Here is a 20,025-nt window from a genome sequence, read left to right as displayed (position 1 = left end):
GCCTGTAAAATGACGATCCTGTACGCTGCATTGCGGCACGAATATTATTTTATACAATTTATTCAATTTTCTCCGATGCCGGGCATTCTTTATCTCATTCCCAACACCCTCGGCCCTGTCGACATTCCCCTCCAGGCAGATGGCACGCCGCACCCGCTGGACGCCATCATCCCGCGCGAAGTACAAGCCGTGGCCGCGCGCCTGGATTATTTCGTCGCCGAAAACGCCAAGACGACGCGCGCCTTCCTGAAACTGCTGGGCAGCCGCCAGGCGCTGTCCAAACCGATCCAGGAAATCGGCATTGCCGAGCTTAACGTCAATACCGACGCCTCGGCCTTGCCGGCCCTGCTGGCGCCGCTGCGCGAAGGCCGGGACGGCGGGCTGATTTCCGAGGCCGGGGTGCCGGCCGTGGCCGATCCTGGCGCCAACCTGGTGCGCATGGCTCACCGGCAAGGCATCCAGGTGCGTCCGCTGGTCGGCCCGTCATCGTTGCTGCTGGCGGTGATGGCCAGCGGGCTGAACGGCCAAAGCTTCGCCTTCAACGGCTACTTGCCTACCGATGCCGACGCGCGCGGCAAGCATATCCGCCAACTGGAAGATCGCTCGCGCAAGGAGAAGCAGACCCAGTTGCTGATCGAAACGCCTTACCGCAATGCCGCCATGCTGGAAGCATTGTCCAGTCATTGCCAGAGCAACACGCTGGTGTGCGTGGCGACCGACTTGAGCTTGCCGACGGAGTCGGTGCGCACGCAGACGGCGGGGCAATGGAAAGCGGCGCTGGCGGCTGGCAAGGGGCCTGATTTCCATAAGAAGCCGACGGTATTCATGTTATTGGCGGATTGAGAGATCCAGGATGCTTGAGTAAAAAAACAAAGGCCGGCTGAAGTATCAGCCGGCCTTCTGTTTTCCGGTCGCCGCGTTCAGCGCAACGCAGGCAGCGGCGACGCCATCAGGGTCTTGGCGACACCCGCCCCGAAGGCCACGCCGAACTTCTTCAACACGCGGTCGGAAAGCTTCTCGGCCTGGGTGTAGTCGACCACGTCCTCAGCCTTGATCTCATCGCGCGCCACGCTGTCGACCGTGCCGTAACCGTCCGCCAGGCCCAGCTCGACCGCCTTGGAACCGGTCCACACCAGGCCGGAGAAGGTCTCGGGGGTTTCCTTCAGTCGCGTGCCGCGACCCTGGCGCACCACTTCGATGAACTGCCGGTGGATCTCGTCCAGCATGGACTGCGCATATTCACGCTGCTTGGCGCTTTGCGGGCTGAACGGGTCGAGGAAACTCTTGTTCTCGCCGGCCGTCAGCAGGCGCCGCTCGACGCCCAGCTTGTCCATCAGCCCGGTGAAACCGAACCCGTCCATCAGCACCCCGACCGAACCGATCAGGCTGGCCTTGTTGACGTAAATGCGGTCGGCCGCGGCAGCGATGTAATAGCCGCCGGAGGCGCACATTTCCTCGACCACCACGTAGATCGGCTTCTTCGGATACTCCTTGCGCAGGCGGGTGATCTCGTCGTTGATCATGCCGGCCTGCACCGGGCTGCCGCCGGGGCTGTTGATCTTGAGGATCACGCCGACCGAATCGGTCGCGGCAAAGGCCTTGTCCAGCGCCGGGATCACCACGCCGGCCGAGCCCTGGCCTTCGGATTCGATGGTGCCCTTGATTTCCACCAGCGCGGTATGCCGGCCCAGCGGTTCGCTCTCGGTCTTGCCGTAGGTGAAGGCCATCCAGACGCCGAACACGATGACCATCAGGATCACGATGCGGAAGAAAATGCTCCAGCGGCGCCGCGCGCGCTGTTCCTTGACCGCGAACAGCGCCAGCTTTTCCAGCACGTCGCGCTCCCAGCCGGTGTGTTTCTTGTCGTCGCGCCCGGCCTTGGACGCGGCGGCCTGCTCGGGAGCAGGCGTGGCGCCGGCCGGCGGCGGCGATTGGGGATTTTCGAATTCGTTATTGCTCATATGCTCACTCAAAACGAAAGGCGCTTCTTAGGCGCCTTCGCGGATTGCCCCGGGGCTCATGCCCCGGCAGCCTTGACCAGTTCATCCGGGCGCCAGTAAATCCGGCCATCCCGCTCTACCGTCATGATCTTACGCAAATGCGCGCCGGTACAAGGGCCGCCTTCGCATTTTCCGGTATCGGGCGCGTAAACCGCGCCATGTGTTGCGCACATGAGATACAGGCCGCTGGATTCAAAGAATTCGCCCTCGAACCAGTCCAACTCCACCGGCACATGCGCGCAGCGGTTCAGGTAGCCGTACACCTGGCCGCCATAGCGCACCACGAAGCCGCTGGTGTCGTCGCCGTGCACCAGCACCGGAAAGCGCTTGCCGCGGCCGCCCTCTTCGATCTCGGAAGAGGCGCAAATATCGATTTCGGTCTGGCTGCTCATGGCGTTGGCAATCAATCTGGCGATGGCGAAAGGCAGCGGCGCCATGCCGCTTGCCGGGGTCGGGGTCAGGCGTTGTCAGTGAGCCATTGGTGCAGCTCGCGGATCGATTTGGCGCAATACAGCGGATCGAGCGCCTCCAACTGCGCCGCCGGATGCGCGCCGAACTCCACTGCAACGCCTTTGGCGTTGGCGTTGATGGCCATCTGCAGGTCGTGGGTGGTGTCGCCGATCATCAGCGTGCGGCCCATGTCCTGCCCCAGTTCGCGCGTCAGCTCCTGCAACATGGCCGGATGCGGCTTGGAAAAGGTCTCGTCGGCGCAGCGGGTGGCGTCGAACACCGACAACAAGCCGGTGCTGTTCATCGCACGGTTCAGGCCGACCCGGCTCTTGCCGGTGGCCACTGCCAGGAAATAACCTTGTTGCGACAGGTCGGCCAGCATCTCGGGCACGCCGTCGAACAGCGTCAGATCCTTGTCCTGCCCCAGGTAATGGTGGCGGTAGCGCTCGACGATGCGCGGATAGTATTTGGGGTCGACATCGGGGATGGCCGCCTGCATGGCGTCTTGCAGGCCCAGGCCGATCACGTAGGAAGCGGCGCTCTTGTCGGGGATCGGCAGCCCGAGATCCCGCGCCGCCGCCTGGATGCAGCGCACGATGGTCGAGGTGCTGTCCATCAGGGTACCGTCCCAGTCGAAGACGATCAGGTCGAATTGCTTTCTAGCCATGTTTTTCGTTCACTCTCGGCAGGCCCGCCGGCATCGCGACGATGGCCGGGCGGACATGCAAAATTGTTAATGCCGGCCAGAAAGTATCACATCCGGCGCGCCACGGCATCGATCTTCAGTCGTCCGCGGCCGGCGCGGACTGGCCGGACCATAGCGGATCGCTGCCGACATCTTGCAGGCTGCGCAGGAAATTCTCGCATTCGGCCGGCAAGGCCGCTTTCAGCGTCACGGTCTCGCCGCTGTCCGGATGGGTAAAGCTGATCTGCCAGGCATGCAGGAACATGCGCTTCAAGGCGATGCGACGGCCATCGGGCTTCTGCAACGCCTTGTTGAGCGCGAAATCGCCGTACTTGTCATCCCCCACGATCGGGAATCCGCTGGACGACAGGTGAACCCGGATCTGGTGCGTGCGGCCGGTCTTGAGTTCGGCCTCCAGCAGCGCGAACTCGCCGAAACGTTGCAGCAGGGAAAACACCGTATGCGACGCCTGGCCGTCGGCCTGCACCCGCACCCGCCGCTCGCCGTCGGGCGTGCTGTATTTAAACAATGGCAACTTGATGTGCTGGCGCGCATTCTTCCAGTCGCCCTGCACCAGGGTCAGGTAGCGCTTGTCGGTCACGCCGTCGCGCATCTGGTCGTGCAGGTTGGTCAGGGCCGAGCGCTTCTTGGCAATCAGCAATACGCCGGAGGTGTCGCGGTCGAGCCGGTGCACCAGTTCCAGGAACTTGGCCTGCGGACGGGCCGCGCGCAACTGCTCGATCACGCCGTAGCTCACGCCCGAGCCGCCGTGCACCGCCACGCCGGCCGGCTTGTCGATCACCAGCATATGGCTGTCTTCAAGCAAGATCCGGAATTCGGCGCCGGGCACGGCAATTTCTTGCTTTTCTGCAACTCGTATTGGCGGAACGCGCACCACATCGCCGTCGACCAGGCGGTAGGTCTGGTCGATGCGGCCTTTGTTGACGCGCACCTCTCCCGACCGCAGGACACGATAGATATGGCTCTTGGGAACGCCTTTGCAGATCCGCAGCAGGAAATTGTCGATCCGCTGTCCGGCGTCTTCTTCGGAAATGGTCAGCAACTGCACTTGAGGGACGCTGTGCGAGCCTGCTGCGTTCCGGGGAGCCGCCGCCGTTTTGGCGGATTCAGAAGCCCCCCTAGAAAATCTCGCTAAGTCCTTCATTTTGAATATATAATCGTTCGACGCTGGTCAAAAAACCACGTCAGTAGAATAAAAAGGAACATTCTACACAAGAGGAGACTTCGTCAGCCTCGCGAATTGCAAAATTGACGAAGGGGGCCCCGAAAATGACGACGTGCGGCACTGCAGATGCCCAAAACGGCGCTGCGACGGCTGCAAAGCAGCCGTAAATGCCGCTCGACAGATTAACAAGGCCTCGAAACGAGTACGCATCTTCCCTGCGCGAGTCCAGTTTGCACCGCAGTTGCAATCGGATAACGCACTTGGAAGTGGAACAGAATTGTTTGGATCATCAGGATAAAAGTCTGGCAAGACTCGCATCCGTTGACCCGGATTCTGGATCGCAGCGCACAGCTCGCTGGCAACAAGCAGCGCAACAAGTGGTTGGCCCACATGGCCGGCCGCGATTTGCAGCGCTTTGCCCGGGCCGGGCCGCGAGCCAAAGCCGGATCACCGCGAAGCTTGCCGGTTGATGCATTGAACCCGATCGCCGTCGCCAACCCATATAAACATGAATCGTTTGGCTCCACAGACCAGCTTACCGTCCGCAGCAGACCGTGCGACCGCTTATTGCGGAACGCCGGGCGCGGATACGGCGCTGCCCGGCGTTCCCGTCCATCGCATCCGCGCCCCGTTGTGCTTGAGTGCCTCATTTGCTTGTTAAACAAGCTGCACTCCACACAGTAAGGCAATTCCCTCCCCGATCACTTCGTTCCCGCGTACATCCCCTGTACTTTTGACGCCGACTCCGCAACCGGACGGCGCCATTTGAAGGATCTTCGGATCCCGGAGTGAAAACATGAAACGTATGTTGTTCAACGCTACGCAGCAGGAAGAGCTGCGCGTAGCCATCGTTGACGGTCAGAAACTGATCGACATCGATATCGAAACGACTGGGCGCGAACAACGCAAGTCCAACATCTACAAGGGTGTCATCACCCGCATCGAACCCTCGCTGGAAGCCTGCTTCGTCAACTACGGCGAAGAACGTCACGGTTTCCTGCCGTTCAAGGAAGTGGCCCGCACCTACTTCAAGGAAGGCATCGATGTCCGCAACGCCACCATCAAGGAAGCGCTGCGCGAAGGCCAGGAAATCATCGTCCAGGTCGAAAAGGAAGAGCGCGGCAACAAGGGCGCGGCCCTGACCTCGTTCATCTCGCTGGCCGGCCGCTACCTGGTGCTGATGCCCAACAATCCGCGCGGCGGCGGCGTCTCGCGCCGCGTCGAAGGCGAAGACCGCCAGGAACTGCGCGAAACCATGGACAAGCTGGACCTGCCCGGCGGCATGTCCGTGATCGCCCGCACCGCAGGCATCGGCCGCAACGTCGACGAACTGCAGTGGGACCTGAACTACCTGATGCAACTGTGGCGCGCCATCGAAGGCGCCGGCCAATTGACATCGGGCGCCTTCCTGATCTACCAGGAATCCTCGCTGGTCATCCGCGCCATCCGCGACTACTTCCAGCCCGATATCGGCGAAATCCTGATCGACACCGACGACATCCACGACCAGGCCCAGCAGTTCATGACCCACGTGATGCCGGACATGATCCACCGCGTCAAGCGCTACCGCGACGACGTGCCGCTGTTCTCGCGTTTCCAGATCGAACACCAGATCGAAACCGCCTACTCGCGCACCGTGCCGCTGCCTTCCGGCGGCGCCATCGTGATCGACCACACCGAAGCCCTGGTCTCGGTGGACGTCAACTCGGCGCGCGCCACCCGCGGCAGCGACATCGAAACCACTGCGTTCAACACCAACCTTGAAGCGGCCGACGAAGTGGCCCGCCAGTTGCGCCTGCGCGACCTGGGCGGCCTGATCGTGATCGACTTCATCGACATGGAGAACAGCAAGAACCAGCGCGAAGTCGAAGGCCGCCTGAAAGACGCCCTGCACCACGACCGCGCCCGCGTCCAGATGGGCAAGATCTCGCGCTTCGGCCTGATGGAACTGTCGCGCCAGCGCCTGCGTCCGTCGCTGTCCGAAGGCAGCCACGTGACCTGCCCGCGCTGCAACGGCACCGGCCACATTCGCGATACCGAATCGTCCGCCCTGCAAGTCCTGCGCATCATCCAGGAAGAGGCGATGAAGGAAAACTCCGCCGCCATCCATGTGCAGGCGCCGGTCGACGTGGCCGCCTTCCTGCTCAACGAGAAGCGCGGCGAAATCCTGAAGATCGAAACGCGCCACCGCGTGACGATCATCATGATCCCCAACAAGCACCTGGAAACCCCGCACTACAAGATGGAGCGGATCAAGCACGACGATCCGCGCCTGGACGACGTCCAAGCCAGCTACGCCATGGCCGAGCAGGCCGACACCGACATCGGCTACAGCAAGCGCCAGAAGGAAGACGTCAAGCCGCGCCAGGAAGCCGTGGTCAAGGGCATCACCCCGGACCAGCCGGCCCCCATCGTCGAGCGCCGCGCGCCCGAAGCAGCCCCTGTGCCGCCGCCGACCCTGGCGCCTGAAGCGGGCCTGTTGGGCAAGATCTTCAGTTTCTTCCGCAAGAAACCGGTCGTTCCCGCACCGGCCCCGGCTCCGGTCGAAGCCAAGGCGCCGGCCAAGCGCGAGGGCGATCGCAACAACCGCGACCGCAACGGCCGTAACCGCAACCGCAGCGAACGCAGCAACGAGCGCGGCAATGAACGCGGCGGCGAACGCAATGCCCGCAACCGCGACGGCAACCAGGCTACCCCGGAGCTGAAGACCGGCGACGCCATCGAAGGCAAGCAGCAACGCTTGCCGCGTCCGCCGCGCGAAGGCCGTGAGCCGCGCGAACCGCGTGAGACCCAGGCCCGCGAAGGCCTGGAAAACAAGGAAGGTCGCCGCGAGCCGCGCGAAGCTCGTGAACCGCGTGAAGGCCGCGAAGGCCGTGAACAACGCGAACCGCGCCAGCCGCGTGAACCGCGCGCCCCGCGCGGCGAACGCAAGGAAGCCAAGCCCGAAGATGGCCTGCCGCTGGAAGCCGCACTGGCAGCCGGCGCCGCCACCGCGGGGGTGGCAGTCGCCGCCGGAACGGTAGCGATCGCCTCCGACGAGCAAGCGGCGCAAGTGGAAGGCGCACAGGTCGAAGCCGGCGAAGGCGCGGAAGCGTCCGAAGGCGGCACCGAACCGCGCCGCCGCCGCCGTCGTGGCGGCCGCAACCGCCATCGCCGCGAACGCGACGAAAACGGCAACGTGATTGAAGACGGTTCGGAAGCCGGCAATGCCGACGCCGCTGACGGCGCCGACAACGTCGCCGCTGCAGCAGTGGTTGGCACAAGCGAAGTCGCCGCTGGCGAAGCGGTCGATGCCGCCATCGCGCAAGCTTCCTTTGCCGCGTCGCCGGTTCCGCAAGACATTCCGGCTGAAACGCCGGCAGTTGTAGCGCCAGTCGAAAGCGCAGCCACGGTTGAAAGCGGCGTGAATTCGGTGGAAGCCGTCGCCGCAGCAGCAGCGGAAGCGACCGAAGCGGTATTCGCACACAGCGAAGCGATCGAGCCGCCGGCGCAGTCCATCGACGCCAGCTTCGCCCCGGCGCCGGCCTTCGAACCGGTCCAGGCTCCCGCTGCCGTCCCGGCAGCATCGGAAGCGCCGCTGGAATTGGTGCAAGCCGCCGAGCCCGCCAGCGCCCCGTTGGCGCCGCAGCCGATCAGCTTGCCGGATGCCGTAGTGGAAAGCGCGGCCGCACCGGTCCAGAAAGCCCCGTCGCAAGCCGCAGGCAATCCGGCACAGTGGGACTCGCTGAACCAGATGCTGTCCCAGGCCGGCCTGACCCTGGCCACGACCGACCCGGTCAAGCTGCAGGCCGCACAGGCCGCCGCGGCCGACTTCGTGACGCCGCCCCGTGTGCCGCGCGAACGCAAGCCGCTGCCGCCCCAATCGACCGAACCCTTGGTCCAGGTTGAGACGCGCCGCTGATTGGCTTGAGCAGTGATGGAAAAGGGAGCTTCGGCTCCCTTTTCCTTTTATCGGAGGCGACAGGTTACAGTTAAGCACCCGGCAGGCAAATACAGTGGCGCCGGCGCCATGCGGCCAGGCAAGCGCCAGCCATGCCGCCACGGCTGCAAAGCCCCTTGCTGCGTGGAACCGCTGCCGGCCCGCGCCTGCCCACGTTTGCCCATGCCTGCCGACAATAGCGAATATGCACAATTGTGCATCTACCCCGTATTGCCAGCCGTGCTATCGTTACATATCTGTATCAGCCAGCCTGTATGAACAAGCGCGTCATTCCCATCGTTGATTATCGGCAAGCCGTGCCATTGAGCCTGGGGGCGGCCCTGTTGCCGGTTCCCGCGGAGCCCGTCGGCCTGCTGGCCGATGCATTGGGGCGGCCGCTGCACGATCTGCGCATCTCCGTGACGGATCGCTGCAATTTCCGTTGCGTCTATTGCATGCCCAAGGACGTATTCGACAAGCAATACCAGTTCCTGCCGCATTCCGCCCTGCTCACCTTCGAGGAAATCACCCGTGTGGCGCGCCAGTTCGTGGCGCATGGCGTGCACAAGATTCGCCTGACCGGCGGCGAACCGCTGCTGCGCAAGAACATCGAACGCCTGGTCGAGATGCTGGCCGCGCTGCGTACGCCCGAGGGACGCGAGATCGACCTCACGCTGACCACCAACGGCACCTTGCTCAAGCAGAAGGCCCAGGCCTTGAAGGATGCCGGCCTGAAGCGCGTGACCGTCTCGCTCGATTCGCTGGACGACGAAAACTTCCGCCGCATGAACGACGTCGACTTCCCGGTGGCGCGCGTGCTGGAAGGCATCGAGGCCGCGCATGCCGCGGGCCTGGGCCCGATCAAGATCAACATGGTGGTCAAGCAAGGCCTGAACGACCACGAGATCCTGCCGATGGCGCGCCGTTTCAAGGGCACCTCCACTATCCTGCGCTTCATCGAATACATGGACGTGGGCAGCTCCAACGGCTGGCGCATGGACCAGGTGGTTCCATCCAATGAGGTAGTGCGCCGCATCGCCGCCGAATTGCCGCTGGTCGAAGCCGACCCCAACTACACCGGCGAAACCGCCGAACGCTGGCGCTATGCCGACGGCAGCGGCGAGATCGGCGTCATCTCCAGCGTCACCCATGCCTTCTGCCAGGATTGCTCGCGCGCCCGGCTGTCCACCGAAGGCAGCATCTACACCTGCCTGTTTGCCAGCGAAGGCCATGACCTGCGCGGCATCGTGCGCAACGGCGGCAGTGATGCCGAGCTCGCCGGCGCCATTGCCCGGCTGTGGCATCAACGCGGCGACCGCTATTCCGAATTGCGCAGCGAGCAGCAAGATGCGCGCGCGCTGCGCAAGGTCGAGATGTCGTACATCGGCGGCTAGGCCCGCCTCCTTTCAACCAGCCGCATCATGTCAGCCGTACCTGCCATCGCCGCCAGCCATATCACCGGCCTCGTCCTGGCCGGCGGACGCGCCACGCGCATGGGCGGCGTCGACAAGGGCCTGCAAGAGCTGCACGGCAAGCCGCTCGCCCAGCATGTGCTGGAACGGCTGGCGCCGCAGGTCTGCACCCTGGCGGTCAACGCCAACCGCTCCCAGCAGCGCTATGCCGCCTTCGGCTATCCGATCTGGCATGACCTCGCCCCCGACTTCCCCGGCCCCCTGGCCGGCCTGCAATGCGGGCTCTCGCACTGCGCCACGCCGTTCCTGGCGACCGCTCCCTGCGATTCGCCACTGATTCCCTACGACCTGGTGGCCCGGCTGGCCGATGAGATGATCGCCAGCGGCGCCGACGCCGCTTTCGTCGTCACCGGAAAAGACGGCAGCAGGCAAGCCCATCCGGTATGCTCGCTGCTGAGAAAGTCGACCCTGCCCTCGCTTGACGCCTTCCTCGCCGCCGGCGAACGCAAGATGGAACTCTGGTTCGCCACGCTGCAATGCGTGGAAGTCGATTTCCCCGACGAACGCGCCTTCTGCAATATCAATACCGGGCTGGAACTGCAGCAGCTTGAACAAGAACGATGACCCAGACCTCTCCGCATTCCCTCCACGACATCATCAGTTGCATCAGCGGCTACGATCCCAATGCCATGACGGTGACGCAAGCGCAAGGCGTCATCCATGACTTCATCCGTCCCATCGAAGCGGTAGAAAAAGTCGCCATCCGCAGCGCCCTGGGCCGCGTGCTGGCGCAAGACATCGTCTCCCGCATCGACGTGCCCGCCCACGACAATTCGGCCATGGACGGCTACGCCATGCGCGGCGAAGATATCGCCGCGGGCAATGAGGTGCGCCTGGCGATCGCCGGCGCGCTGCATGCCGGCGCCAGCTTCGATGGCGAAGTGCTGCGCGGCCAATGCGTGCGCATCATGACCGGGGCGCCCATGCCTGCCGGTTGCGATACCGTGATCCCGCAAGAATTGACCGCCGATGCCGACCGGCACGGCGTCACCATCCCCGCCGGCCGCGTGCGCCCCGGCGACAACCGCCGCCTGCGCGGCGAAGACCTGGCGCTCGGCACCGTGGCGCTGCCGCGCGGCCGGCAATTGCGCCCGTCCGACATCGGCCTGTTGGCCTCGCTCGGCATTGCCGAAGTGCCGGTGCAGCGCCGCCTGCGCGTGGCCTTTTTTTCCACCGGCGATGAATTGCGCTCGGTGGGCGAGCCGCTCGACCCGGGCTGCGTCTACGACTCCAACCGCTACACCCTGCACGGCATGCTCACGCGCCTGGGCTGCGACATCCTCGACCTGGGCGTGGTGGGCGACGACCCGGCCGCGCTGGAAGCCGCCTTCCGCAGCGCCTGCGAAGAAGCCGACGCAGTCATCACCTCCGGCGGCGTCTCGGTCGGCGCCGCGGACTACACCAAACAGATCATGGCCAGCCTGGGCGACATGCTGTTCTGGAAAATCGGCATGCGTCCCGGCCGCCCGCTGGCCTTCGGCCGTATCGCATCGAACGGCCGCGACGCCTACCTGTTCGGCCTGCCCGGCAATCCGGTGGCGGTGACGGTGAGTTTCTATTTCTTCGTGCGCGACGCCCTGCTGCGCCTGGCCGGCGCCGAAGCATCGCCGCTGCCGCGCCTGCGCGTGCGATCGGCCGGCGCCATCCGCAAGAAGGCCGGCCGCACCGAATACCAGCGCGGCATCCTCGCGCCCGATGCGCAAGGCGTGTGGTCGGTCCGGCTCACCGGCACCCAGGGCTCGGGCATCCTGCGCTCGATGTCGGATGCCAACTGCATCATCGAACTGGAACATGACCGCGGCGATGTGGCAGCGGGAGAAGAAGTGTCGGTGGTGGTGTTTGACGGCCTGGTTTGATGCGCCTATGCAGTGCCAAGAATAAAAAAGGGACGGCAAGCCGTAATGCCGTTCAGTTAAGGCTAGTTCTGAAGCACTCACACAGAGTCCGTTCGGGCTGAGTAGGCCCGCCAGGGCCGTATCGAAGCCAGCGTATCACCGTTGGCGCTCTTGCCTGCCCTTCGATACGCTGCTGCGCAGCTACTCAGGACGAACGGAGTCTAGACTCCACAAACAAAAATGCCGTTCAGCGCTTAACTGAACGGCATTAGACGGCAAGCCGTCCCTTCTCCCCTTCTGTTTTCCCATCCAGGTCTCAAGCGCCTTCGGCATCGTCCCCCAGATCCAGCTCTTCCGTCCCCAGCAATTTCTGCGCGCTCTCGGCCGGCAAGGCTTCGACCGACTTGAGCTTGCGCGTCATCTGGCGCGTGCGGGTTTCGGCCTGGTCGATGTTCCTGGCCGCGCGTTCCAGCGCAAGTTTGGTCGAGGCCAGCACATCGCCGAACTTGCCGAACTCGGTCTTGACCGCCCCCAGCACCTGCCACACTTCCGACGAGCGCTTCTCCAGCGCCAGCGTGCGGAAGCCCATCTGCAGGCTGTTGAGCAACGCCGACAAGGTCGATGGGCCGGCGATGGTGACGCGGTGCGTGCGCTGCAGGTCATCCGACAGGCCCGGACGGCGCATCACTTCCGCGTACAGGCCTTCGGTCGGCAAGAACAGGATGGCGAAGTCGGTGGTCAGCGGCGGCGACAGGTATTTGTCGGCGATGGTCTTGGCTTCGCCGCGCACCGCGCGCTCCAGTTCCTTGCCGGCGGTCGCCACGCCATCGGCATCGGCGCGCTCGGCCGCATCCACCAGGCGCTCGTACTGCTCCTTCGGGAACTTGGCATCGATCGGCATCCACACCGGCGTCGCGTCATCCTTGGCGCCCGGCAGGCGGATGGCGAACTCCACCCGCTCGCCGCTGCCCGGCACGGTCTCGACGTTCTTGGCGTACTGCTCGGGGGTGAGCATCTGCTCCAGCAAAATCTCCAGCTGCACTTCGCCCCAGGTGCCGCGCGTCTTGACGTTGGTCAGCACGCGCTTCAGGTCGCCCACGCCGGTGGCCAGCTGCTGCATCTCGCCCAGGCCCTGGTGCACCTTGTCCAGGCGGTCGGACACCAGCTTGAACGACTCGCCCAGGCGCTGCTCCAGCGTGGCGTGCAGTTTCTCGTCCACGGTCTTGCGCATCTCTTCCAGCTTTTGCGCGTTGTCGTTCTGCAGGTCCTTGATCTTGGATTCCAGCGTGGCGCGCACCTCGGCCATGCGCTGGGAGTTGGACTCGGTCAGCGCCGACAATTGCTGGTTCAAGGTATCGCCGAAGCGCTTCAAGGACAGCGCCTGTTCCTCGCGGTTGACCTGGGCCTGCAGCGTCAGCGACTGGCGCATGCCGTCGAGCTGCTGGGCATTGGTTTCATTCAACTTCACCAGTTGCTGGGCGAAGCCGTCGATCTGGTTGTTCTGCAGCGCCGCCACGCTGGAGATCTGCGTGGCCAGCGTCTGCTGCAGCTGGGCGAAATTGGCGCCCAGCTCCTGCCGCGTGCTTTGCGCACTGGCCTGCACCTGGCTACGCAGTTCGCGTTCGATGCGCTCGCCGGTGTCTTGCTGGTGGCGCTGCAAGTCCTGCTTGAGCTGCTGCAAGGCGACCTCGGCGCCGTTGTCGTCCTTGCGGCCGGAGCGCAGCAGCACCAGGATTTGCAGCACGATGCCGACCGCCACCAGGCCGACGAGTATCAGTTCAAAGGATGTCATGGAGCAAAAGAAATTGCGGCCCGCGCATCGCTGCCACAGGCCTTGGAAAAAAGATATGCCATGGTGCGCGATTGCGGCGCGCGGCGCAAGCGCAAGACGTTTTACTCCGCCTTGTTGCGCATCCAGTCGGCGGTCTGGTAAAAGGCCGCCAGCAGGCGCTTTTGCAGCTCCTCCGGCAGGCCGACATCCTGCATCGCCCACGCCATGCAGCGCAGCCACTGGTCGCGCTCCGAGACGCCGATGGCAAAGGGCAAATGGCGCGCGCGCAGGCGCGGATGGCCGAACTGCTCGATGTACAGGTTGGGGCCGCCGGTCCAGCCGGACAGGAACATATAGGTCTTTTCGCGCGAACCGTCCAGCGCCGGCGGATGCAGCGCGCGGATACCGGCGAACTCCGGCTCCAGGTCCATCAGGTCGTAGAAACGGTCGACCATCTCGCGCAGCTTCCCTGCGCCGCCGATCAGGTCGAACGTGGTGGGTTGGTTAGGGTCTTCGATTTGCATAGGCCAGCATGATACAAGATCAGGCCTCCCTCAGCGTTTGCAGCGGCGGGCGGCCCAGCACATGGCGCAGCCCGGCCCAGCCGCCGATGGCCGAACACCCGGCGCCGATGACCATGCCGGCGATCCATACCAGCGGGCTGAACGTCCAGTCGAAATTGAAGACGTAATGCGCCAGCGCCCAACCGATGGCAGCCGCGCCGCTGGCCGCCAGCAAGCCCGCCACCGAGCCCACCAGCAGCACCTCGATGCGTTGCGCCCGGGAAAGCTCGGCCCGCGTCGCGCCCAGCGCCCGCAGCAAGCCCGCCTCGCGCACCCGCTCGTCCTGCGAGCCGGCCAGCGCCGCGTACAGCACCAGCACGCCGGAGCACAGCGTGAACAGGAACAGGAATTCGACCGCCGAAATCACCTGCCCCACCACGTCCTGGATCTGGCGCAGCACGTTGCCGATATCGACCACGGTCAGGTTCGGGAAATCGCGCGTGAGCGTATTGCCCAGCGCTTCCTGCGACGGCGCCAGATGGAAGGCGGTGATCCAGCTTTGCGGCGCGTCGCGCATCGTTTGCGGGTTGATGATCACGAAGAAGTTCACCCGCAGCGAGCCCCACTCCAGCTTGCGCAGGCTGGTCACCGGCACATCCACCAGCTGGCCGGCGATATCGAACTGCAGCCGGTCGCCCAGCCGGATCCCCAAGGTCTGCGCCAGGCCGCGCTCGACCGAGGCCTCCGGCTTGCTGTCGTCATACCAGTTGCCGGCCACGATGCCGTTGCCGGACGGGATGTCTTTCATGGTCGACAGATTGAACTCGCGGTCGACCAGGCGCTTGGCGCGGTCTTCCTTGTAATCGGCCGCGCTGATCTGGCGGCCGTTGATCTGCACCAGGCGGCCGCGGATCATCGGATACAGCTGCGGCTGGGCGACGCCGCCCTGCTCCAGTGCGCCGGTCACCGCCGCGCGCTGGTCGGGCTGGATATTGATCACGAAACGGTTGGGAGCATCCGGCGGCGTCGCTTGTTGCCAGGCGCCGACCAGGTCGCCGCGGATCACGGTCAGCAGCAGCAAGGCCATCAGGCCCAGCCCCAGCGCCACCACCTGCATCACGGCCGCCGCCGGGCGGCGCTGCAAGCCGTCGATGGCGAAACGCCAGCTCTGGCTGTCGAACAGGCCGCGCAGCGAACGCAAGGCGCGCAGGCACAGCCACGCCACCAGCGCAAACAGGCCGAAACCGCCGAGAAAACCGGCCACCGTCAACAGGCCCAGCTTGAGGTCGCCGGCCTGCCACAGCAGCAGCCCGGAAAACACCAGTGTGCCCAGCACATAGGTCAGCACCGTCAGGGTCTGCGGCGTGCCCTGCTCGCGCCGGATCACGTGGTTGTGCGGCACGTTGCGCAGTTGCAGGATGGGCGGCAGCGCAAAGCCCACCAGCAGCAGCAAGCCGGTGGCCATGCCCTGCAGCGCCGGCTGCCAGCCGGCCGGCGGCAATGCGGTCGGCATGAAGCGGCCCAGCCATTGCAGCAACGCCAGATGCGCCGCATAGCCGAGCGCCACACCGATGGCGCTGGCGGCCAGGCCGACCAGCACGAACTCGATCAGGTACAGCGCCGTGACCTCGTTTTGCGTCATGCCGAAACAGCGCAGCATGGCGCAGGCATCCAGATGGCGCATCATGAAACGGCGCGCCGCCATGGCCACCGCCAGCGCCGCCAGCATGGCCGACAGCAGCCCCACCAGCGACAGGAACTGCTCGGCGTGATCCAGCGTGGCGCGCATTTCAGGGCGGCCGCTCTCCAGCGATTCGATGCGCACGGCGCGCATCTTCTGCGCCTCGATCTGCCGCTCCACTTCCTGCTGGAAGGCTTTGACCGGCTCCGGCGCGCCCGCCAGCAGCAAGCGGTAGGTCACGCGCGAGCCTGCCTGCACCAGGTTGGTGGCGGCCAGGTCGCTGTCGGCCAGCATCACGCGCGGCGCGAAATTGACAAACGCGCTGCCGCGGTCGGGTTCCACCGAAATCACAGCGGCGATACGGAAATCCTTGTCGCCCAGCTTCAGCATGTCGCCCACGCGCACATCCAGCGCGGACAATATCTGCGGATCGACCCAGACGGTGCCGGCCTGCGGAATCCCGCCGGCAACATGGTCGGCGCCGTCGGCGCCTTGCAGCTTCAACTGCCCGCGCAACGGATAACCCGGCGTGACCGCCTTGATCGACGACAGCACCGAGCGCGCCTGCTCGCCGTCCCCGGCTTGTGCCATGCTGGGGAACACGACAGTCTGGGCCTGCGCCAGGCCACGTTCTTGCGCCTGCTGCAGCCATTGCGCCGGCATCGCCTGGTCGGCGGCGACCAGCAGGTCGGCGCCCAGCAGTTGGTGGGCGTCGCGCGTCATGCCCGCGCGCATGCGGTCAACAAAAAAGCTGACGGAAGACAGCGCCGCCACCGCGACGATCAATGCGATCAGCAGGAAGCGCAACTCGCCGGTGCGCCAGTCGCGCCGGGTCATACGCAATGCGTGTTCAAACATGCCGTGGCCAATTCCTGGTCGGAGTAAGGTCGATGAGACCAAAAACAATAAGGAAGCGGCCTGCCGCCACAAGGCCGGCAGGCCACTGCTCTTTGACTTGCGTCGTTCAGGCTGCCAGCGACGACATGTCGATCACGAAGCGGTACTTCACATCGCTCTTGAGCATGCGCTCGTAAGCCTGGTTGATGTCCTGGATCTTGATGATCTCGATGTCGGAGTGGATGCCGTGTTCGGCGCAGAAATCCAGCATCTCCTGGGTTTCCTGGATGCCGCCGATGAGCGAGCCGGCCAGGTGGCGGCGCTTGAAGATGAAGTTGGCCACCGAGGGCGACGGGTGCGGATGTTCCGGCAGGCCGACCAGCGTCATGGTGCCTTCGCGCTTCAACAGCACCATGAAGGCGTCCAGATTGTGCGGGGCGGCCACGGTGTTGAGGATGAAGTCGAAGCTGTTGGCATGCGCGGCCATCTGCGCCTCGTCCTTGGACACCACCACTTCATCGGCGCCCAGGCGCAGCGCGTCTTCCCGCTTGTCCGGCGAAGTGGTGAACAGCACCACGTGCGCGCCCATCGCATGCGCCAGCTTGACGCCCATGTGGCCCAGCCCGCCCAGGCCGACGATGCCGACCTTCTGACCGGGGCCGACCTTCCAGTGGCGCAGCGGCGACCAGGTGGTGATGCCCGCGCACAAGAGCGGCGCGGCGCCGGCCGGGTCCAGCTTGTCGGAGACCGACAGCACGAACTTCTCGTTGACCACGATGTTGTTGGCGTAGCCGCCGTAGGTATAGCCGCCGCTGACCTTGTCCGGCGCGCTGTAGGTGCCGGTGAAGCCGTTCTCGCAGTATTGCTCCAGGCCTTCGCCGCAGCTTGGGCAAGTCTGGCAGGAGTCCACCATACAGCCGACGCCGGCGATCTGGCCGACCTTGAACCTGGTGACGTGCGCGCCGACCTTGGTAACGCGGCCGACGATCTCGTGGCCCGGCACTACCGGGAAGGCAGTCGCCTTCCATTCGTCGCGCGCCATGTGCAGGTCGGAATGGCAAACGCCGCAGAACAGGATGTCGATCTGCACGTCGTGCGCCCCGACCTCGCGCCGCTCAAAGCTGAATGGCGCCAATGGGGAAGTTGCATTTTGTGCAGCGTAACCTTGCGATTTCAGCATGGGAAAGTCCTTTCGGAAACAGGGGAGGAAAATAGCCGTCCGCCGCCAACCGGCGAAAACGGACAGGCCTGGCATTCTGGTTTTCAGCGGCAAAACCGAAGCGGCATTGCGCCGCCAGCCTGGGCCAAGAATAGGCCGTTGAACAGGCCGTTGAAAACCCCGCTATGGTAATACGATGCCGCCGATCTTGCTGGCGACAGCAACAAACGGCCGCCCATCAGCGCAGCCACAAGGCCGCCAGCCCCACGGCCAGCAACACGCAGCAGGCCATCAGCGCCCGCGTGCGCCGCCGTACCGCATCGAGGGTGGCAACCAACTGGGCATTCTGCTCGGCCAGCGTGTTGATCAGCCGGCTGGCCTCCAGTTGTTCAGTTTCCAGTTGTGCGATGCGCGCGGCCAGTTGCGCCGTGTCGCCGGGCGCCAGCATCGCGCCTTCGTGCGCATCGGCTTCCGACTTGGCGCGACGCGTGCGCGACCACAGATCGCGGGCGCCGCGCACAATCCCGGGCGTGGCTTGCACCACGTCCACCCAGGGGATCAGTTTGAGGGCGGACATCCAGCTCAGTCCCATTGGCGGCACTCCTTTCAGCAATCAGAAACGGCTTGTTGCAATTGGCCGAGAACCTCGGTCTTGCTTGCTCTTCTAAGAACCAGTTTGTTTGCGCAGCTTCCAGAAGATCGCAGACAACAACTCACTAGCACAAGCTAAGACAAGCAAAACCCGATTTTATCCCGTTGGACGCATATGTCCCCACCGATACCGTTCGTTTCCCGCATGAAAATGTCGGCTGTATCATGTGCGCCAGCCTTTCCGGAGAAATACCCATGACACCATCCATCCGCTTCGCCCTGTTGCTGGCCCTGCTGCCCCTGTGCGGCGCCAGCGCCGGCGCTTACGCACTGGATTGCAACAAGGCCGCCACCCAGGCCGACATGAACGGCTGTGCCGGCCGGGATCTCAGCCAGGCCGACACCGAACTCAATGAGACCTATCTCGCCTACCGCGCGAAACTGCGCCCGGCACAGCAAAACCAGATCCGCGATGTGCAGCTGGCCTGGATCAAGTATCGCGACCTTTCCTGCCGCTTTGAGAGTTCAAACGCGGCGGGCGGTTCCGCCGCCGGCATGGTGTTGCAAAATTGCCTGGCCGACAAGACGCGCCAGCGCGCCAAGGAGCTCCAGGCCTTGTCCGGCTGCCCGGAAGGCGATATTGCCTGTGTGCGTTGAGCGATTCTCCCGCTAGGCAGGCGCAAGCTTTCATGCTGTAATGCCTTCGTCTGCGGACCACCCGTCCATGCCGGCATCCCAAGGGCCCTGTTCCCATTGGATCTATGAGTGCGAGCAATCTCTCCAGATCCCATGGAAACAGGCCCGAATCCACACTGTCCCGGGAGATTCCATGAAAAAAATGCTGATCGCTATCACTTCTTTCGCACTGGCCACCCCGCTGCTGCTAGCCGCACCCGCCATGGCGGAGAATTCGCAACAAACCAAGATGGCCGCCTGTAACAAGGATGCCACCGGCAAAAAAGGCGACGAGCGCAAGGCCTTCATGAAAGATTGCCTGTCCAGCAAACCCGCCCAACCCATGACGCAACAAGACAAGATGAAGCAGTGCAATGCCGACGCCACCGGCAAGAAGGGCGACGAGCGCAAGGCCTTCATGTCTTCCTGCCTGAAGAAAGACAAGTAAGCATCCGCCGACTGCCGTCGGCAATGCTGCAAATGACAAGCCCCGGCATGCCGGGGCTTGTCGTTTAGCGCCGCTAACGATACGCGCTCAGTGCGCAGTACGCTTGAAGAAAAACAGGCCGGCGCCGACCAGCATCAGTACCCCGCCGAAAAAGCGGTTCTGCGCCTTCATCGCCTTTTGGTTGCGGAAGAAGCGCTGCAAGCGGCTGGCGGCAAACGCATAGCCATGCATCACCACCAGGTCCACCGCCACCATGGTCACCGCCAGCACCAGCAATTGCAGCCACAGCGGACGGTCGTGGTCGATGAATTGCGGCAGCACCGCCACCATGAAGACGATGCCCTTGGGGTTGGTGGCATTGGTCAGGAAGCCGGTCATGCAGCGCTGCCACCAGGCCTGGCCGCGCGCGGCCAGCACATTGGCATTGGCCGCATCCAGCGCTTCGCCCTCCGGCTTTGCCACCGCCACCGGTGCGCGCCACTGCGAGAAACCCAGATAGATCAGGTAGGCCGCCCCCAGCACCTTGATCGTGTTGAAGGCGGCTTCGGATGCCACCAGCAGCGAGCCCACGCCGGCGCCGGCGATGACCAGCACCACCACCAGCGCGATCTCCAGCCCGAGGATGGTGGCGCTGGTGCGGCGCACGCCATAGTTAAGGCCATGGCTCATCGACAAGACCGCGCCCGATCCGGGCGAAACGGCGATCACGCAAGCGGCGATAAAGAATGCGAACCAGGTTTGATAAGCCATGAAACTCTCAATGATGCGGTTGGAAAAGCTCAACATTATATAGGCCTTGTTCCAGAAGGCTTG

At 64.3% G+C, this 20,025-nt stretch carries 17 protein-coding genes; 7 read left to right on the top strand and 10 right to left on the bottom strand.

What is annotated here, in order from left to right; all coding sequences use genetic code 11:
• Positions 1-75: 75 nt before the first annotated feature.
• On the top strand, positions 76-843 hold the full coding sequence (locus tag AC07N6_RS23625) for an SAM-dependent methyltransferase (protein WP_494780205.1): 768 nt from the start codon (positions 76-78) through the stop codon (positions 841-843).
• Between the two features lie 77 nt (positions 844-920).
• On the opposite strand, the gene AC07N6_RS23620 is transcribed toward AC07N6_RS23625, so the two are convergent.
• The 4 genes from AC07N6_RS23620 to AC07N6_RS23605 form a co-directional block, all read right to left on the bottom strand.
• Entirely contained in the window at positions 921-1,961 is a 1,041-nt protein-coding gene (locus tag AC07N6_RS23620) for a S49 family peptidase (protein ID WP_494780206.1), read from the bottom strand.
• 56 nt (positions 1,962-2,017) lie between these two features.
• Positions 2,018-2,392 (bottom strand): Rieske (2Fe-2S) protein, encoded by a 375-nt coding sequence (locus AC07N6_RS23615; protein WP_494780276.1) that lies wholly within the window; start codon positions 2,390-2,392, stop codon positions 2,018-2,020.
• Positions 2,393-2,457: 65 nt separating this feature from the next.
• Complete coding sequence (locus AC07N6_RS23610) at positions 2,458-3,117, bottom strand: HAD-IA family hydrolase (RefSeq protein ID WP_494780207.1); 660 nt, start codon at positions 3,115-3,117, stop codon at positions 2,458-2,460.
• A gap of 115 nt (positions 3,118-3,232) precedes the next feature.
• The gene (locus tag AC07N6_RS23605; RefSeq protein WP_494780208.1) at positions 3,233-4,300 is read right to left on the bottom strand and encodes an RluA family pseudouridine synthase; all 1,068 of its coding nucleotides are present in this window, start codon (positions 4,298-4,300) and stop codon (positions 3,233-3,235) included.
• Positions 4,301-5,117: 817 nt separating this feature from the next.
• Between AC07N6_RS23605 and AC07N6_RS23600 the strand changes: the two genes are divergently transcribed.
• From AC07N6_RS23600 to moeA, 4 genes are all read left to right on the top strand, one after another.
• Positions 5,118-8,222 carry an Rne/Rng family ribonuclease gene (locus AC07N6_RS23600; protein WP_494780209.1) on the top strand — a complete coding sequence of 1,035 codons (3,105 nt, stop codon included), beginning with the start codon at positions 5,118-5,120 and terminating at the stop codon, positions 8,220-8,222.
• A gap of 293 nt (positions 8,223-8,515) precedes the next feature.
• A complete protein-coding gene (gene moaA, locus AC07N6_RS23595) occupies positions 8,516-9,634 on the top strand; it encodes a GTP 3',8-cyclase MoaA (RefSeq protein WP_494780210.1) in 1,119 nt (372 codons plus the stop codon).
• A 27-nt stretch (positions 9,635-9,661) separates the two neighbouring features.
• Positions 9,662-10,276, top strand: coding sequence for a molybdenum cofactor guanylyltransferase MobA (mobA, locus tag AC07N6_RS23590; protein ID WP_494780211.1), 615 nt, complete (start codon positions 9,662-9,664; stop codon positions 10,274-10,276).
• Positions 10,273-11,568: a molybdopterin molybdotransferase MoeA gene (gene moeA, locus AC07N6_RS23585; protein ID WP_494780212.1), complete on the top strand. Its 1,296-nt coding sequence runs from the start codon at positions 10,273-10,275 to the stop codon at positions 11,566-11,568. Before mobA ends, moeA begins: the two co-directional genes overlap by 4 nt.
• A 295-nt stretch (positions 11,569-11,863) precedes the next feature.
• Here moeA and AC07N6_RS23580 read toward each other — a convergent pair whose 3' ends face one another.
• The 5 genes from AC07N6_RS23580 to AC07N6_RS23560 all read right to left on the bottom strand — a co-directional run bounded on the left by AC07N6_RS23580 (position 11,864) and on the right by AC07N6_RS23560 (position 18,090).
• Complete coding sequence (locus tag AC07N6_RS23580; RefSeq protein ID WP_494780213.1) at positions 11,864-13,339, bottom strand: DNA recombination protein RmuC; 1,476 nt, start codon at positions 13,337-13,339, stop codon at positions 11,864-11,866.
• Between the two features lie 101 nt (positions 13,340-13,440).
• Positions 13,441-13,842 (bottom strand): group II truncated hemoglobin, encoded by a 402-nt coding sequence (locus AC07N6_RS23575; RefSeq protein WP_494780214.1) that lies wholly within the window; start codon positions 13,840-13,842, stop codon positions 13,441-13,443.
• 19 nt (positions 13,843-13,861) lie between these two features.
• A complete protein-coding gene (locus tag AC07N6_RS23570) occupies positions 13,862-16,360 on the bottom strand; it encodes an ABC transporter permease (RefSeq protein ID WP_494780215.1) in 2,499 nt (832 codons plus the stop codon).
• A gap of 106 nt (positions 16,361-16,466) precedes the next feature.
• Complete coding sequence (locus AC07N6_RS23565) at positions 16,467-17,519, bottom strand: NAD(P)-dependent alcohol dehydrogenase (RefSeq protein WP_494780216.1); 1,053 nt, start codon at positions 17,517-17,519, stop codon at positions 16,467-16,469.
• Positions 17,520-17,736: 217 nt separating this feature from the next.
• On the bottom strand, positions 17,737-18,090 hold the full coding sequence (locus tag AC07N6_RS23560) for a hypothetical protein (RefSeq protein ID WP_494780217.1): 354 nt from the start codon (positions 18,088-18,090) through the stop codon (positions 17,737-17,739).
• A 254-nt stretch (positions 18,091-18,344) separates the two neighbouring features.
• Here AC07N6_RS23560 and AC07N6_RS23555 point away from each other — a divergent pair, with 254 nt between their 5' ends.
• Together AC07N6_RS23555 and AC07N6_RS23550 are read left to right on the top strand one after the other, a co-directional pair.
• Positions 18,345-18,746 (top strand): lysozyme inhibitor LprI family protein, encoded by a 402-nt coding sequence (locus tag AC07N6_RS23555; RefSeq protein ID WP_494780218.1) that lies wholly within the window; start codon positions 18,345-18,347, stop codon positions 18,744-18,746.
• A 172-nt stretch (positions 18,747-18,918) separates the two neighbouring features.
• Positions 18,919-19,212 carry a PsiF family protein gene (locus AC07N6_RS23550; protein WP_494780219.1) on the top strand — a complete coding sequence of 98 codons (294 nt, stop codon included), beginning with the start codon at positions 18,919-18,921 and terminating at the stop codon, positions 19,210-19,212.
• A gap of 87 nt (positions 19,213-19,299) precedes the next feature.
• Here AC07N6_RS23550 and AC07N6_RS23545 read toward each other — a convergent pair whose 3' ends face one another.
• Positions 19,300-19,962, bottom strand: coding sequence for a LysE family transporter (locus AC07N6_RS23545; protein ID WP_494780220.1), 663 nt, complete (start codon positions 19,960-19,962; stop codon positions 19,300-19,302).
• Between the last annotated feature and the right edge of the window lie 63 nt (positions 19,963-20,025).

Source organism: Herbaspirillum sp. GW821-FHT09A12 (assembly GCF_059418325.1).
Note: the sequence above shows the minus strand (reverse complement) of the source record. Positions and strands in the feature narration are given on the sequence as shown.